Source organism: Nocardia sp. NPDC058058, from assembly GCF_042885355.1.
Lineage (GTDB): Bacteria > Actinomycetota > Actinomycetes > Mycobacteriales > Mycobacteriaceae > Nocardia.
The window spans coordinates 905795-921305 of the sequence record NZ_JBHVSA010000004.1 but is presented as its reverse complement, the minus strand read 5'-3'; the positions used below and the strand labels follow the sequence as shown (position 1 = coordinate 921305).

The window sequence follows — 15511 nt, the reverse complement described above, 5'->3', positions numbered from 1 at the left end:
GCGAAACCGCTGCCCGAGGGCTGGAGGCCGATATAACTATGGCCACGGTTTCGCTTCTTGGGCGATCCGTGGCCAGATGGTCTGGGAGTTATCCCTTACCTGAGTCGACTTCGGCGTCGACTCCTGTTCACGGTCGCGAGGTGGATGTTGCGGGGGCGGCTGGCTGCCGGCAGCAGATGCACCGGATCGACTCCGGCTTCCGCTGCGAAGGCATCGGTAGCCACATACGTGGCTGCCTGGTGCCAGCTGCCCTCGGGCTTGTCCTGCTTCATGACGATCTGCTCTGCCGCTTGGGTTTTGGTTGCAAAACCCTGAAGACCAAGATCACCGACGAAACCGGACAGACGAATCCCCTGCGTAGCGAGGATCCCCCGGGAGGCGGACATGACGGAGACGGTCGAAACCGTCGCCAAATCACCGGACATTGTCCGGACAGATGCGGTGTTCACGATGCCGTTCATTGGTCTGCCTCCCTCCTGCTCTCGTAGCCGATAAGTACCCATGCGCGCCGGGATTCCTCCCGTGTGCATGAGACCACCCTAAGTAGATATACAGATGCGCACAACCTATTTTTGACCAGCAGTTTTGCGGTCTTGCGCACCCCGGTTCAGAAGTGAAGTGTGGCAACCCGTTCGGGTCGCGCGCTCACCGCTGCCGGGCCCGGACGATAGCCAGTACGTCCGCGCCGTAGGTCTGGAGCTTCTTCGCGCCGATGCCCGGGATGGCGACCAGCGCCCGGTCATCGGCGGGTCGCTGTTCGGCGATGGCGGTCAGCGTGGTGTCGCTGAAGACCACGAAATGGGGTAGGGACAGGGCCTCGGCCTTGTCTTTTCGCCACTCCTGGAGTGCGGCCAGCAACTCGGTGTCGATATCGGCGGGGCAGCGGTTGCAGCGGCCGAGCATGGTCGCCTGGGTATTGAGCAGTGGGCGGCCGCAGACCCGGCAGGTGGGGTGCACGCGTTTGGGACCGGGACGATCGGTGGTGCTCGGCGCTATGCGCGAGGCCGGGGAGTCGTCGGGGACCAGGCCGATCAGGAAGCGGGAGCGGCGGCGCACCTTGCGGCCGCCCTCCGAACGGGCCAGCGCCCACGACAATTGGAGGTGTTCGCGGGCGCGGGTGACGCCGACGTAGAGCAGTCGGCGCTCTTCCTCCAGTGCGGCCTCATCGGTGACGGCGCCGTCGTGACCCAGGACGTGCTGGATCGGCATGGTGCCGTCGGCCAGGCCGACCAGATAGACAGCGTCCCATTCCAGACCCTTGGCGGCATGCAGTGAGGCCAGCGTGACGCCCTGCACGGTCGGTGGGTGCCGAGCCTCGGCGCGGGCCGCGAGCTCGCGCAGCAGGCCGCCGAAATCGAGTTCGGGTTCGTGCGCACCGAGCTCCTCGGTGAGGTTGACCAGGGCCATGAGCGCGGACCAGCGCTCGCGCGCCTGGACGCCGACGGGTTCCTCGGCGGTCAGGCCGAGGCGGGCCAGCACCGCGCGCACCAGATTCACCAGTTCGGGGCCGCGGGCATCGGGGAGATCGTCGCGGGCTCCGGCTTGGCGCAGTGCCTGTACGGCCTGGCGCACATCGGTGCGGTTGAAGAAGCCCTCACCGCCGCGCACCTGATACGGAATTCCGGCTTCGGTGAGCGCCTGCTCATAGGCCTCGGATTGCGCGTTGATGCGGTAGAGCACGGCGATCTCGGCGGCGGGCACACCCTTGCCGAGCAGTTTCGAGATCGAATTGGCAACGGCCGCGGCCTCGGCGGGCTCATCGTCGTATTCGGCGAAGGACGGTTCCGGACCGTCGGGGCGCTGGCCGATGAGTTGCAGGCGGGTGCCCGCGATGCGGCCGCGGGCCGCGCCGATCACCCGGTTGGCGAGCGAGACCACCTGCGGGGTGGAGCGGTAGTCGCGCTCGAGGCGGATCACCGTGGCATCGGGGAAGCGGCGCGAAAAGTCCAGTAGGAAGGCCGGACTCGCGCCGGTGAACGAGTAGATGGTCTGGTTGGCATCGCCGACGACGGTCAGATCGTCGCGTTCGCCGAGCCAGGCGTCGAGCACGCGCTGCTGTAGCGGTGTGACGTCCTGATATTCGTCGACGACGAAACTGCGGTAGCGGCCGCGGAATTCCTCCGCGACCGAGGTGTAGTCCTCCAGCGCGGCGGCGGTGTGCAGCAGCAGATCGTCGAAATCGAGCAGCAGTCCGTCGGCGGTGGTCTTGAGCGATTCGTATCCGGAGTAGACCGCCGCGACCTTCGACGCCTCGAAAGGCGCGTCGCGCTGCAATCGCGCAACGGCGGTCGCGTAATCCTCCGGCGCGATGAGTGAGCCCTTGGCCCATTCGATTTCGCTGGTCAGATCGCGCAGCGTATCGGTGTCACTGGCCAGCCCGGCGCGCTGCGCCGCCTGCGCCACGATCGGGAACTTGCGATCCAGCAGCTTCCACGGCACATCCCCCACCACCTGCGGCCAGAAATACCGCAGCTGCCGCAGCGCGGCCGCGTGGAACGTGCGCGCCTGCACCTGCCCGGCCTCCCCGCCGAGCCCCAAGGCCCGCAACCGGCTCCGCAGCTCCCCCGCCGCCCGCGCCGTAAAGGTCACCGCGAGCACCTGATCCGCCCGCACATGCCCCGCCGACACCAGATGCCCGATCCGATGCGTAATGGTGCGCGTCTTGCCCGTCCCCGCCCCGGCTAGGACGCACACCGGCCCGCGCGGCGCGCGCACGGCCGCCGCCTGCTCGGCATCGAGATCGTCGAGCCGGAGCTTCTGGGTCGCGGCGGCAGTCACGCGCACCATCATGACAGTGCCCCCCGACAACCCGCCCGCCGCTGGCGCTCCCCGGTCCGAATTGGTGTCACCGGTTCCGAGCATTGGGCGCTTTGCCGGGTTAGCGTGCCGTCGTGGTGAATGAGGCGCCCGGGACGGGTGAGGTGACGCATGATCGGCATGCGTCGTGGATGGAGTTGTTCTTCGATCTGGTGGCGGTGGCCGGGATCGGGCAGTTGACGCATCTGCTGCACGGTGGGCCGTCGCTGGAGCATGTGGTGTTGTATGTGTTGCTCTACCTGGCGTTTTGGCTGGTGTGGGCATGTATCACGTTGTACGGGGATATCGCGGGGGATCGCACGCACCCGGTATTGATGTTGTCGGCGATGCTGGGGCTGGGGGTGATGGCGGCCGCGGTGGCGGGGGTGCCGGATCGGCATTCGACCACGTTCGCGGCCGTGTATGTGGTGGTGCGTTTGGTCATCGGGCAGGTGTGGGGGCGCGGGCGGATCGTGGTGGATTTCCCGACCGTGCAGCTGACGGTCGGCGTGTTCCCGTGGATCGCCTCGCTGTGGGTTGGCGAGCCGGGCAAGTACTGGTTCTGGGCGGCAGGCCTGGCCATCGATCTGTATCTGATGTTCGTGCTCACCGGTGAACGCATGCTGGCGCAGGCGCAGCACGAGTTCGACAAGCGGCTGTCGCGGATTCGGGAGTCACCGCGGTTCGACGGCCGCGAATTGCCGAAACTTCGTGCGATGCATGCCAATCCGGAGCATCTGGGTGAGCGGCTGGGCCTGTACGTGATCATCGTGCTCGGCGAGGGCATCATCATGGCGATCAATGCCGTCGGCTCGGCGGCATGGAATTTCCATGTGCTGGCGCTGGGTCTTGGCGCGTTCCTGATCCTGGCCGGGCTGTGGGCGCTGACGCTCAAATTCGGTGCGATACCCCGGCTGATGGGCGGCACCGATCCGGCGAATCAGGTGCCGTGGCAGCACGTCATGGCCACGCACTGCCTGGTGACCGGTGCGATAGCCACCATCGCCGCCGGATTGGGCATGACCATCGAGCATGCGGACAGTCATGTCTCGACGGGAATCGGCTGGGTGTTGTGCGGCGGCACGATCATGTATTTCGTCGTGCTCGCGGTGAGCGGGCTGCGCAGCCCGACCGGCTGGCGAACCCTGCTCGGATATCCCCTGCCCTGCACGCTGATCGCGGTGGCGCTGGGTATATTCGCCCCGAATATCGGCCCGCTTCCGCTGGTGTACGGCATTCTCGCGCTGATCCTGTGGTCGCTGGCCTGGCAGACGCATTCGGAGGGTAGGTGGCGCACCGGATCCGGTCCCGCACGCCCGCATCGGCGGCCGCGCGGCGCCGGCGGACCGGCCGCGGCCTGATCGAGAAGCGCAGCGCCCCTTACGATTCCGATATCAGTCGCGGTCGCGCAGGCGGCGCAGCGCGGTGGTGAACGCACCGGTGCGCTCACCCAGCGGGCCGAAGAAGTCGCGGTCACAGGATTCGACCGCGACGATGGCCTGATTGGCCAGTGCCACACCGGTTTTCGTCGGCACCAGGGATTTGGCGCGACGATCGCTGGGGTGGTCGCGGCGCTCGATCAGGCCCTTCTGTTCGAGCGCGCGCAATACCTGCGAGGTCATCATCGGGTCGGTCGCGGCGTGCGCCGCCAGATCGCGCTGCATGACCGGCTCGTCACCGGATTTGCCGGTGAGCCAGGTGAGCGAGGCCAGCAGCACGAATTGCACGTGGGTCAGGTCGAAGGGCGCCAGGGCGGCGCGCTGGGCGGCCTGCCAGCGATTGGTCACCTGCCAGAGCAACAGGCCCGGACTTTCGTCGGCATCACCGAAATCGGTATGCAGCTCATTGCGCGCCGTCACTGCCCGACCATAGCGCGGGAGATGGCCTCGAAATCGTGCGCGGTCAGTTCCACCAGACCGCGCCGGAGCACGATGCCCCAGTTGGGGACGCCGGTGAGGTCGAGTTCGCCGCGCAGGTCGTCGATCGGGATCTGCCGGGCGTCGCGGTCGTAGCTGACCGCGCGCCGCCAGGGGCGGAAGCAGCCGCCCGGGTCTTCGGCCTGCCAGGCCGGGCGGTCGTCGATGGTGGCCAGGGCGGTGAAGGCGCGCACCGGTTCGCCTTCGCGCATGCCGGTGCGGGGTGAGTAGTAGACGAGTCCGTCACCGGCCGCCATCCGTTCGATGGCGGCGCGTTTGCCGTGATTGGCCTGGGCGATACCAAGTTCCATGCCGCGGTGCACGTGGTCGCGGGAGACCACGGCGAGCCAGTACCGCCTCATGCCCGCACCGCCTCGGCGGCGGCGACCAGCGCGTTCAGGTCGGGCTGGGCGGATTTGGCGAGATCGGCGCCCATGATCTTGGTCCAGAACCAGCGCAGCGGGCCGTCGATGGAGACCTGCACCGAGACGGTGGTCTTGTCCTCGACGCTGACTGTGTGCGCGAAAACGAGCCGGGCGCCGATGAGCTTGGACACATCGATGAATTCGGTATCGGTGAGCTTTTCCACCACGAACCCGACCTTGGGGCCGCCCTTGGGCTTGAGGGTTCCGGTCGCGCCCTGGACGAAGGGGCCGTCGAGTTTCACCCATTCGGTGTCGTTGTTCCACTCCGGCCAGGTGGCCATATCGGCCCATTTCGCGAAGAAGGCGGCGGGTGCGGCGGTCGAAGTGGCGGTGGCCTGTGCGATGAAGTTCATGGATTTAGTATGCGCGCATACTAAATCTCCGTCAACCCCTGATCTCGGAAAACCCGGGGAACACGATCGAAGCGGGTCACGTTGCACAGACCGTGACTGCAAAAGACCTGACCATGTACTCGACGACCTGGTGCGGCTACTGCCGCCGGTTGAAGACCCAACTCGACGAGGCCGGCATCACCTACTCGGTGATCGACATCGAAGAGAATCCGGATGCCGCCGAATTCGTGGGCAGCGTCAACAACGGGAACCACGTGGTCCCGACCATCAAGTACCGCGATGGCTCGACCGCGACGAACCCCAGCCTGGCGCAGGTCAAGAAGGCCCTCGCCGACATCAGCTGAGTAGGCCGCAGTAAAAGACAAGCCGTACATCCGGGGGATGTACGGCTTGTTCTCGTTCCGGGTGACGCGCGAATCAGCTTGCGGCGGCCCAGGATTCGACAATGGTGCGGGCGATCGAGATGGAACCCGGAAGCAGCAGGCGCGCATCGGTTTTCGCGCCCCAGGCACCGGCGGCCAGCGCCTCGCGCACCTCGGCGCGGGTGAACCAGTGCGCCTCGGCGATCTCGCCGTCGTGGAAGGTCACCGTCTGTTCCGGATCGGCGACGGCGCTGAAACCCAGCATGAGCGAGCGCGGGAACGGCCAGGGCTGGCTGCCCAGGTAGCGGATATCGGTGACATCGACGCCGACCTCCTCGCGCAATTCGCGTTCGACGCAGCGCTCGAGGGATTCACCGGCTTCGACGAATCCGGCGAGCAGCGAGAACAGGCCCTCGGGCCAGGTGTGCTGGCGGGCCAGCAGCACGCGGTCGCCGCCGTCGTGGATCAGGCAGATGATGGCCGGATCGATGCGCGGGAATTCCTCGAAACCGGATTCGCTGGTGCGGGACCAGCCGCCCGCGGTGACGCGGGTGGGGGTGCCGTCGGCGGCGCTGAAACCGGCTTTGCCATGCCAATTCAGCAGGGCGATGGCGGTGGAGAGCAGGCCGGTGCTGAAATCGTCGAGTTCGAGGGTGCTGCCGAAGGCGCGCAGATCGGCGAGTTCGCCGTCGATCGCGTCATCGCGGACCGCCCACAGGTGGGTGTCACCGTCGACGCCGAGGAAGACCGCGTCGGGGGCCGGATCGGCGGCCAGGCTAGTGGCGGCATCCAGCACCACCGCACCACTGTCCACGCGCACCTGCCCGCGCTTGTTCATCCGTAGCAGCTTGGCCTGCGCCCAGCCCTCTTTGAGGGCCTGCTCATCGGCGCGCAGGTGCTCCGCGCGATCAAGGGTGGAGCGTGACAGGACCGGAACCGCGTTCAGCTGGAAAGACACATACCGAGACTAGTCGTATCAGGTTGCGGGACATGTGATTGCGATCATGAAGAGCGGTGGTCAGCCCGCCACGCGGCGGAGGTAGAGGAGTTTGTCTTCCTTTTCCAGGGCGTCGGTTTCGGGATCGCCGACCCGGATGAGGACTCCCGCGCGGACCACGCCGAGGACGATATCGCGCAGGTGGCGGGGCGATCCGCCGACTTCCTCGGGTTCCACGTCTCGTTCGGAGATGGCGAAACCGGCCTCGGGGGTGAGCAGATCCTCGATCATCTCCACGACGGTGGGGGTGGTGGTGGCGATGCCGAGCAGGCGGCCCGCGGTCTCGGAGGACACGACCACCGAATCCGCGCCGGATTGGCGCAGCAGATGGGTGTTCTCGGCCTCGCGGACGGCGGCGGAGATGCGCGCCTTGGGGTTGATCTCGCGGGCGGTCAGGGTGACCAGCACCGCGGTGTCATCGCGATTGGCGGCGACCACGATGGCAGCGGCGTGCGCGACGCCCGCCAGGCGCAGCACATCGGATCGGGTGGCCGAACCGTGCACCGTCACCAGCCCGGCGTTGGCGGCGGCCTCGAGCACCTGTGGATCGGTGTCCACCACCACGATGTCGGCCGGTTGCGCGCCGTCGGCGAGCATGGCGTCGACCGCGGTGCGGCCCTTGGTGCCGTAGCCGACGACCACGGTGTGATTGCGCACGGTGTGCCTCCATCGCTGGATCTTGAAAGCCTGCCGGGATCGTTCGGTGAGCACGGCGAGGGTGGTGCCGACCAAGACGATGAGGAAGAGGATCCGCAGCGGGGTGACCACGAGAATATTGATCAGCCGCGCGGTCGGGGTGACCGGTGTGATGTCGCCGTAGCCGGTGGTGGAGAGCGAGACCGTGGCGTAGTAGGCGGAATCGAGCAGCGACATCTCTTCACGCGCGTTGTCGTGATAGCCGTCGCGGCCGATGTACACCACCGCGGTCGCCAGTGCGAGCAGCAGCACCGCCATGCCGAGCCGGCGCGAGAGCGCCTGCCAGGGGCTGTCCTGTCCGGTCGGGATCCGCAGAATGCCGACCAGGGCGAAGTCGGGCCGGTCCGTGAGCCGGGCCAAACCCCGTGAGGATTCACCGAACACGAGAATCACCAGCCATTTCGGGGACGTCTTGCTGCGGCACGGACCGGAGCGTACCCGGCGGCCGCCCACATTGCGGCATGGGCCGCAGGCGCGTCGCCGCTACCGAATGAGGTCCGGGGGCAGCGATTCCGGATCGGGCGGCGGCTCGAAATCGGGGGGCGGGCCGAAGTCGGGCGGGGCCGAGTCGCCGGACGCGGGATGCGAATCCGGTGTCCACCGAAGCGAATCGACATCGATCTCCGGGGGCGGCTCCGCCGCATCGCCGCGATTTCCGGGAGTCGCGTCGGCGGGATCCGGGGTCGCGGTCAGGCGCAGTGGGGCGGCGGCGGTGATGAGGTGGGCGAGTTCCTCGGGGCCCGCGAGGTGTTCGGGGGCGATGGTGCGGACGGTGCGGACGTAGTGGAAGGCCGCGTAGGTGTTGGCGAGGATGTCGGTCTCGGGGGCGCCGGTGCGGGCGGCTTCCAGGCGGGCCCAGGCGAGGCGGTAGACGGCGAGCTGGATGGCGACCGAATCCTCTTCGGCGGCCGCGGGTTCGCCGCCGGTCTTCCAGTCCACGATGACCCAGGCGCCGTCGGGGCGGCGGAAGACCGCGTCCATGCGGCCGCGAATCACGGTGCCCGCTATGGAGGTTTCGAAGGAAACCTCGACTTCGACGGGATTGCGGTCGGCCCAGTCGGAGGCGAGGAAGGCCTCCTGGAGGCGGACCAGGTCGGCATCGGTATCGGAAGTGTCTGCCGCACCGGGGAGTTCGTCGAAGGCGAGCAGGCGCGCGCCGCCGAACCAGCGTTGCAGCCAGGCATGGAAGGCGGTGCCGCGGCGGGTGAACGGGCTGGGCGGGTACGGGAGCGGGCGGCGCAGGCGGGCGGCGAGTTTCGTCGGATCGGCGCGCAGGTCGACCAGGGAGGTGGCGGCGAGCTGGCCGGGGAGTTCCACCTCGCGCACCGCCTGTTCGGCGGCGAGGTGTTCGGCGATGAGGGCGTCGACGTCGGTGGCCCAGCCTTCCGGATCGTCGTCGAGATCATCCGGATCGGCTGCGGCGCTGCCGGATTCGCCGGCGGCGGAGCCATCCGGGTCACTGCCGGAGTCGTCTCCGAAGCCGAAGTCGAATTCGATCTGCTCCGGCTGCGATTCGACGGCCAGGGTGGTGAGGGCCGATTTGACCAGTGCCGCACCCTCTTCCACGAATTCGCGGCGGGAGCCGAGCGGGTCGCGCGGCCAGGTCGCCGAGAGCGGGTTGTCGGTGAAGGGGTTTACGGTATCGGGCAGGGGCGGATCGTCCCAGCGATCGATGCGGACACCGCGCTCGAGGGGGGAGCCCGGGACTTCACTGGCCTGTTTCAACTCCAGCAGGAAATCGCTGGGGCCCTTGGGTTTCGAGCCGGTCTCCGCCCACCAGTGCGCGGAGACGAACAGCGCGCGCTCGGTGCGGGTGAGGGCGACGTAGAAGAGGCGGCGGTCCTCGTCGAGGCGGCGGCGGGCCAGGGCCTTCTTATGCGATTCGATCGCTCGTTCCAGATCGGCGCGATCGTAGAGGTCGGACAGATCCAGTACGGGCACACCGTCACCCGCGTCCTGCTGTACCCGATCACCGCGCAGTTGGGTGGGGAGTTCGGCGAGCGCGCCCATCCAGGTGGTGGTGCCGGTGCCGGACGGGAAGGTGCCGTCCACCACGTGCGGGACCGCCACCACCTCCCATTCCAGGCCCTTGGCGGCGTGCACGGTGAGCACCTGCACGCGATCGTGCGCGACCTCGACTTCGCCCGGCTCCAAACCATTTTCGACCTCGGCGGCGGCGGCGAAGAAGTCGAGCAGGCCGGACAGCGAGGAGCGATAGTCGGCGGCGTAGCCCGCCACCACATCGGCGAACGCGTCGAGGTGTTCGCGCCCGGCGGCGGCCACCGCGCGGCGCGCCTGCGTCTCCACGCCGACACCGATGGTGCGCTCGACATCGGCGACCAGTTCGGGCAGCGGCTGCCCGGACCGCTCGCGCAGTGCGCCCAGTTCGCGGCCGAGTTCCAGAATGCGCGCGAATCCCTGCACCGAATACTGTTCCGAATCACCGGGATCCGCGATGGCATCACCGAGCCCCGCGCGTTCGGCGGGTTCCGGGGCCACTTCGCGCAGGGCGTCGTCCAGTGCCGCGGTATCGGCGATTTCGGCGGATTGACCGCCCGGTCGCCGAATCGACAGCTCCCGCGCCCGCTTCGACAGTGCCGCGATATCCGCCACCCCGATGCGCCAGCGCGCGCCGGTCAGAATGCGCACCGCCGCGCTACCGGCCGACGGATCGGCGATAAGCCGAAGCGTCGCAACGATATCCGCGACCTCCGGGGTGTGCAGCAGTCCGCCCAGCCCGACGATCTCCACCGGCAGCCCCTGCTCGCGCAGCGCCTCGGCCAGCGGCGCGGCATCGGCATTGCGCCGCACCAGCACCGCCGAGGTGGGCGGCTCACCCCCCTCGTCGGCCGCCGCCTCCCATTCCGCCTTGATCCGCCGCGCCACCCATTCCCGTTCCTGCGCAACATCTTCCGCCAAGGCGAGCGCCACCAGCCCGGGCGTCGCATCCGGCCGCGGCCGCAGCGCGTCGACGGTCACTCCCCCGCCCTCGGCCGCTTTCAGCCGCAAGGGATCAGCCACCAGATTCGCCAAATCCAGCGCCTCCGACGGATTCCGCCAACTGGTCAGCAGCGGCAGCACCGGCGCGGGAACCCCCGGCGCACTGGGAAAGTCGGTCGCGAACCGCGGCAGATTCGCCGCCGACGCCCCTCGCCACCCGTAAATCGACTGCATCGGATCACCCACCGCCGTCACCGCAAGTGGTTGGCTCCCCGCCACCTCCAGCAATTGCTCCCCCGTCATCCCGGCATGCTTTTGGCCGGGATCCACAGCCGCCGTGTGGATCCCGGCCAAAAGCGCGCCGGGATGACGGGAGGAGTCCCCAGAATCGTCGGGCGTCGGGGTGTGCACTCCACCGAATAACGCCGAGAGCAGGATGCGCTGGGAGTGGCCGGTGTCCTGGTATTCGTCGAGGAGGACGAGGCGGAAGCGGGTGCGTTCGGCGGTGCTCACCTCGGGGTGGAGGGCGGCGAGCTTTGCGGCGAGGGACATTTGGGCGCCGAAGTCCAGGGCGCCGCGGCGGCGGAGTTCGTCGGCGAGGCGTTCCACCAAGGGCAGCAGGGAAACTCGTTCGTGCTGGGTTTCCAGGAGGTCGAGGAGGGTCTTCTTGGGGCCGCCCTTTTGGCGGGGTCCGGCGGGGAGGGTGTGGACGAGTTGGTCCAATTCCTTGTGGGCACTGGCCAATTGGCGCGGTTCGACCAGGTGTTCGGCGAGTTGGCCGGACAGCGCCAGCACCGCTTCGGTGACCGAGACGGGGCTGCGGTCGGTGTCGAGGTCGCCGTCCCAGGTGGAGACGACGCGGTAGGCGAGCTGCCAGAGTTGGGTTTGGGTGAGCAGGGTGGCGGTGGGTTCCACGGGGAGCAGCAGACCGTATTCGGTGAGCAGGCGGCCCGCGTAGGAGTGGTAGGTGCTGATCTCCGGTTCGGAACCGGTGAGCAGGGCGCGCAGGCGTCCGGTGGGGTCGATATCGCGCAGCAGCGGCGCGCCCGCCAGGCGGGCCAGGCGGGTGCGGATGCGAGTGGTCAACTGCTGGGCGGCTTTTCGGGTGAAGGTCAGGCCAAGCACCTGTTCCGGTTCCACCAGCCCGTTGGCGACCATCCACACCACGCGGGCGGCCATGGTCTCGGTTTTGCCCGCGCCCGCGCCCGCCACCACCAGCGTCGGCCCCGGTTCGGCGGCGATGACCGCGGCCTGTTCGTCGGTGGGCGGCGGCAGGCCGAGGGCGTCGGCGAGTTGCCGGGGAGTGATGCTCACTCGTCGGTCACTTGGCGGCCGGTGTCCTGTACCGGGCAGCTGCCCGCGACCTTGCAGTGTCGGCAGCCGTCATTGCGCATGGCGAGATAGCTGGGTCCGGTGGAGGCGGCGGCCGCGTCGTGGATGACGCCGCGCCATTCGTCGATGCCGCCGCCGTCGAGGGCGGGCTGCTGGCGTTCGGTGGCCGCGCCGTCGCGGGCGCTGGGCTTGGCCACGTAGACCAGGCGCGCACCACCGGGTTCACCGTCGCCGAGGGCTCCGGCGGCGGCCGCCACCTGGTAGGTGGCGAGCTGGGCGTGTTCCTCGGCGGCCTGTTTGGTGATGGGCGTCTTACCGGTCTTCACATCGACGATCACGAAGCGGCCCTGGGCATCTCGTTCCAGGCGGTCCATGCGGCCGCTGATGCGCACCGGCAGTTCACCCGGCGCGCGCGAGGGCAGGATGCAGTCGATGGGCACTTCGACGCCGATATTGGTGAGTTCATCGCGGGTATTGCGCAGCCAGTTCAGGAAGGTGTCGACCATGGTCTCGGTGCGGCGCAGTTCGGCGCGCGAATACCAGTTCTCGCCGTCGCGGGCGGTGGGGTCGATCTTCTTCCATGCCTTGACCAGCGCCATCTTGACCTGCGCCTCGGTGACCTGACCGGCGAGCGCCTGCACCAGGGTGTGCACGAGATTGCCCTTGAGCGCGTGCGGGTTATCGCCGTCGCTGCCGCCGTGCCGTTCCAGCGCCCAGCGCAGCGGGCAGGTTTTGAGCTGTTCGACGGTGGAGGGCGAGAGGGCGACGGACCCGTCCTCGCTGTCCCACAGCGGGGAGTCGGAGGAGAGTTCGGCGGTGCCGTACCAGTCGTCGGGGTGTGCGCCGCGTACCCCGGCGCGGGCCAGCCGGGCGAGCTGGCGGGCGGCGCGGGTGCGGCGCTCCGGGGTGGTCTCGGGATCGCATGCGGCACCGCGCAATTCGGCGATGAGGGTGTGCATGGCCAGGGCGCGGCCCGGGTCGACGGCGGGTGGGATGCGGCCGGGTTGGCCGTCCGCGCCCTCGGCGTCGAGTTCGGCCAGGAATCGGGACGGCACCAGATCCTGGTCGCCGGTGACGGATTCGACGGCGGTGACCAGCAGTGAGCGGCGCGCCCGGCTGCACGCGACCAGCAGCAGGCGGCGTTCCTCGGCGAGCAGCGGCGCGGCGCGGCTCACCTTCTCGCCCGAATCCCCCACTCCGGCAAGCACATCGACCATTTCCTCGACCCCGAGCAGGGTGCCGCGCGGTCGCAGATTCGGCCAGATCCCCTCCTGCACCGCGGCGACCACGACGGTGTCCCACTCCCGCCCGGCGGCGGAGTGCGCACTGCAAATCGTGACGGCCGCACCCGGATCGGTGTGCGGCGCGTTGTCCTGCGGAATCTCCTGCTGCTCCAGGTATTCCACGAATCCCTCGATGGTGGCGCGCGGCAGCCGGTCCACATAGGCGGCGGCCGCCTCGAACAGCCCGACCACCGCGTCCAGATCCCGATCGGCCTGCATGCCGACCGCTCCCCCGCGCTCGGACTGCCCCACCCACCGCCGCTCCAGCGTCGAAGCGGTCCACAGCCCCCACAGCACATCCTCCAGGCCGCCGCCCTCGCGCCGCACCTTGCGCGCGCGCCCGAGCGCCTTGAGCACCCGCTCCAGCGGCGCGGCCTCGACCTTGGTGAGCTTGCTCAGCAGGACCTGATTCCCGGACCCCACCAACAGGTCTCGCAGAATCTCCGCCGACGACCGATCCAGATCCGCATAGCGATCCGCCGTCTCGGGATCATCACCGGCCGCAGCCGCAGCCGAGCGACCCGCTGCCGCGTTGAAGGCCTCGCCACCCGAATCCACCTCGGCGACAACACCTTCACGCCGAGGAGGTTCGTCGAGCTCGCTTTCGCGGACCTCCCGGTCGCGCTCGGGATAGCCGAGTTCCAGTACGGTGCGCCGAATACCGCGCCGCAGGCGGCGCAGGCTGATCTGATCCGCGCCACCGAGTGGACCCGCGAGCAGATCCAGCGCGTCGTCCGCGGTGAAGGCAATGGGGCGCGGATGGCGCAACCGGGTGGGATCACCCGCGGTGACCGCGCGCAGCGCGAGCATGGCCCAAGCCGCACCCCGGCGGCGAGCCAGTGGCACGTCCGCGGGCGGCTGCCGCACCGGCACTCCGGCCGCCAGCAGCGCACGCCGCAGCGGAGCCAATGACAATGGGACAGAACGGACTATGACCGCCATATTCGACCAGGGCACGCCGTGCGTGAGATGCGCGCGCCGCAGCTGATCGGCGATGAGCGCGGCCTCCTTCGCCGGGGTGGTGAGCACCTGCACCCGCACCTCCCCTTCGAATACCGCACCCGCACCGGCATTCTCACGATCCTCCGAGGCGTCGCCCCGACCGTCCGTGCCGGAATCCCGGGCTTCACCACTGCGGTATGGCGCATCGCCCCGGGCACTCTCGCCGGCTCGGCCCGGGGCGATCGGATCCGGGGTGATCTCACCGATGAAGTCGGTGCCGCCGGGTCGGCGCAGCAGGGAGGCGGGTGGGGTGCGGTGGCGGCCGGTGCCGGGGAGGCGGGCGGTGATGCGGGCGGCCAACTCTTGCAGGGCGGTGCCGGATCGGTGGTTGGGGCGCAGGGTGATTCGACGGTCGGCGGGGGCGTCGGGGTCGGTGGCGAAGCGGGGGTCGGCGCCGCGGAAGGTGAAGACGGCCTGGTCCGGGTCGGCGGCCAGGACGGTGGTGGCGGTACCGCTGCCGAGGAGCCGGATGAGTTGGGCGGCAAGGGGATCGAGGTGCTGGGTGTCGTCGACGAGGATGGTGTGCAGGCGGGTGCGTTCGGCGGCGAGCAGATCGGCGTCGATGAGCAGGGCGTCCAACGCCGCGCCGATGAGCTCGGCCGCGTCCAGGGCGGGCGCGCTGGCTTCGGGGACGTCCATGCCGACGGACCAGCGCAGCAGCATGATCTGTTCATAGCGTTCGTAGAAGCGGCCCGCGGCGACCCATTCGGGGTGCCGGTGGGTGTGGCCGAGGTCGATCAGATCTTCGGGTCCGAGGCCGCGTTCGGTAGCGCGCAGCATGAGGTCCCGCAATTGTTCGGCGAATCCTCCGGTAGGCAGTGCCGGATGCAGCCTTTCGGGCCACCCGGGGGCATCCTCGGCGAGTTCGCCGCGCAGCATTTCCCGAATGACGATGTCCTGTTCGGAGCCGGTGAGCAGGCGCGGCGGCGGATTTCCGGCGGCGGCCGAGACGGTGCGCAGCAGACCGAAGGCATAGGAGTGCAGGGTGCGCACCAGTGGGCCGCGTGTGGCTCCTGGTACGCCGCCCAGCAATGGATCGGCCTCGACAATTCGGGCAGTGATCGCATTGCGCACCGCGGTGGCCGCCCGTTTGGTGTACGTGAGCAGCAGCACCGACTCCGGATCGGCCCCGGCCAGAATGCGTTCCGCGGCGATATCGACCAGCAGCGCGGTCTTGCCCGTGCCCGGCCCGCCCAAAACCTGCCAGGGCGCCCAGCCGGGGTCGATACTGCTGTCCTCGAACAGCGGCCGGAGGGCGGCATCCCACTCCCGGGGGTGGGAGACTGCCTCGGCCCGGCGCACCAATTGCACCGAGCTATCCGATCGCATCACGTCGGCTATTTCAACAGACCGGCCCGACATGTTCCGTTTGCCATGTGTTGGCCGTGCCGCCGGTCACAGCCGGGCGG

General features: G+C 68.9%; 11 protein-coding genes. 2 read left to right on the top strand and 9 right to left on the bottom strand.

All coding sequences use genetic code 11. The features are described from left to right. Positions 1-95: 95 nt before the first annotated feature. Complete coding sequence (locus ACFVUS_RS35330; RefSeq protein ID WP_387776781.1) at positions 96-461, bottom strand: hypothetical protein; 366 nt, start codon at positions 459-461, stop codon at positions 96-98. A gap of 184 nt (positions 462-645) precedes the next feature. Further along, positions 646-2790 carry an ATP-dependent DNA helicase UvrD2 gene (locus ACFVUS_RS35325; protein ID WP_387776778.1) on the bottom strand — a complete coding sequence of 715 codons (2145 nt, stop codon included), beginning with the start codon at positions 2788-2790 and terminating at the stop codon, positions 646-648. A gap of 101 nt (positions 2791-2891) precedes the next feature. Between ACFVUS_RS35325 and ACFVUS_RS35320 the strand changes: the two genes are divergently transcribed. Next, a complete protein-coding gene (locus ACFVUS_RS35320; RefSeq protein ID WP_387776775.1) occupies positions 2892-4157 on the top strand; it encodes a low temperature requirement protein A in 1266 nt (421 codons plus the stop codon). A gap of 33 nt (positions 4158-4190) precedes the next feature. Here ACFVUS_RS35320 and ACFVUS_RS35315 read toward each other — a convergent pair whose 3' ends face one another. From ACFVUS_RS35315 to ACFVUS_RS35305, 3 genes are read right to left on the bottom strand one after another with little or no spacing between them, the layout of a single operon-like run. Next, the gene (locus tag ACFVUS_RS35315) at positions 4191-4655 is read right to left on the bottom strand and encodes a MarR family winged helix-turn-helix transcriptional regulator (protein ID WP_387776772.1); all 465 of its coding nucleotides are present in this window, start codon (positions 4653-4655) and stop codon (positions 4191-4193) included. Next, positions 4652-5074 carry an EVE domain-containing protein gene (locus tag ACFVUS_RS35310; protein WP_387776769.1) on the bottom strand — a complete coding sequence of 141 codons (423 nt, stop codon included), beginning with the start codon at positions 5072-5074 and terminating at the stop codon, positions 4652-4654. Before ACFVUS_RS35310 ends, ACFVUS_RS35315 begins: the two co-directional genes overlap by 4 nt. Continuing rightward, complete coding sequence (locus ACFVUS_RS35305) at positions 5071-5490, bottom strand: hypothetical protein (protein ID WP_364639396.1); 420 nt, start codon at positions 5488-5490, stop codon at positions 5071-5073. The genes ACFVUS_RS35310 and ACFVUS_RS35305 overlap by 4 nt, the downstream gene beginning before the upstream one ends. A gap of 92 nt (positions 5491-5582) precedes the next feature. Here ACFVUS_RS35305 and ACFVUS_RS35300 point away from each other — a divergent pair, with 92 nt between their 5' ends. After that, positions 5583-5834 carry a mycoredoxin gene (locus ACFVUS_RS35300; RefSeq protein ID WP_387776766.1) on the top strand — a complete coding sequence of 84 codons (252 nt, stop codon included), beginning with the start codon at positions 5583-5585 and terminating at the stop codon, positions 5832-5834. A 73-nt stretch (positions 5835-5907) separates the two neighbouring features. Here the strand turns inward: ACFVUS_RS35300 and nudC are convergent, their stop codons facing one another. The 4 genes from nudC to ACFVUS_RS35280 form a co-directional block, all read right to left on the bottom strand. Continuing rightward, positions 5908-6810: an NAD(+) diphosphatase gene (gene nudC / locus ACFVUS_RS35295; protein WP_387776763.1), complete on the bottom strand. Its 903-nt coding sequence runs from the start codon at positions 6808-6810 to the stop codon at positions 5908-5910. Between the two features lie 60 nt (positions 6811-6870). Then, positions 6871-7905, bottom strand: a complete 1035-nt coding sequence (locus tag ACFVUS_RS35290) for a potassium channel family protein (RefSeq protein WP_387776760.1) — start codon at positions 7903-7905, stop codon at positions 6871-6873. A gap of 123 nt (positions 7906-8028) precedes the next feature. After that, a complete protein-coding gene (locus ACFVUS_RS35285) occupies positions 8029-11799 on the bottom strand; it encodes an ATP-dependent helicase (RefSeq protein ID WP_387776757.1) in 3771 nt (1256 codons plus the stop codon). Next, on the bottom strand, positions 11796-15431 hold the full coding sequence (locus ACFVUS_RS35280; protein ID WP_387778517.1) for an ATP-dependent helicase: 3636 nt from the start codon (positions 15429-15431) through the stop codon (positions 11796-11798). The genes ACFVUS_RS35285 and ACFVUS_RS35280 overlap by 4 nt, the downstream gene beginning before the upstream one ends. Positions 15432-15511: the final 80 nt, after the last annotated feature.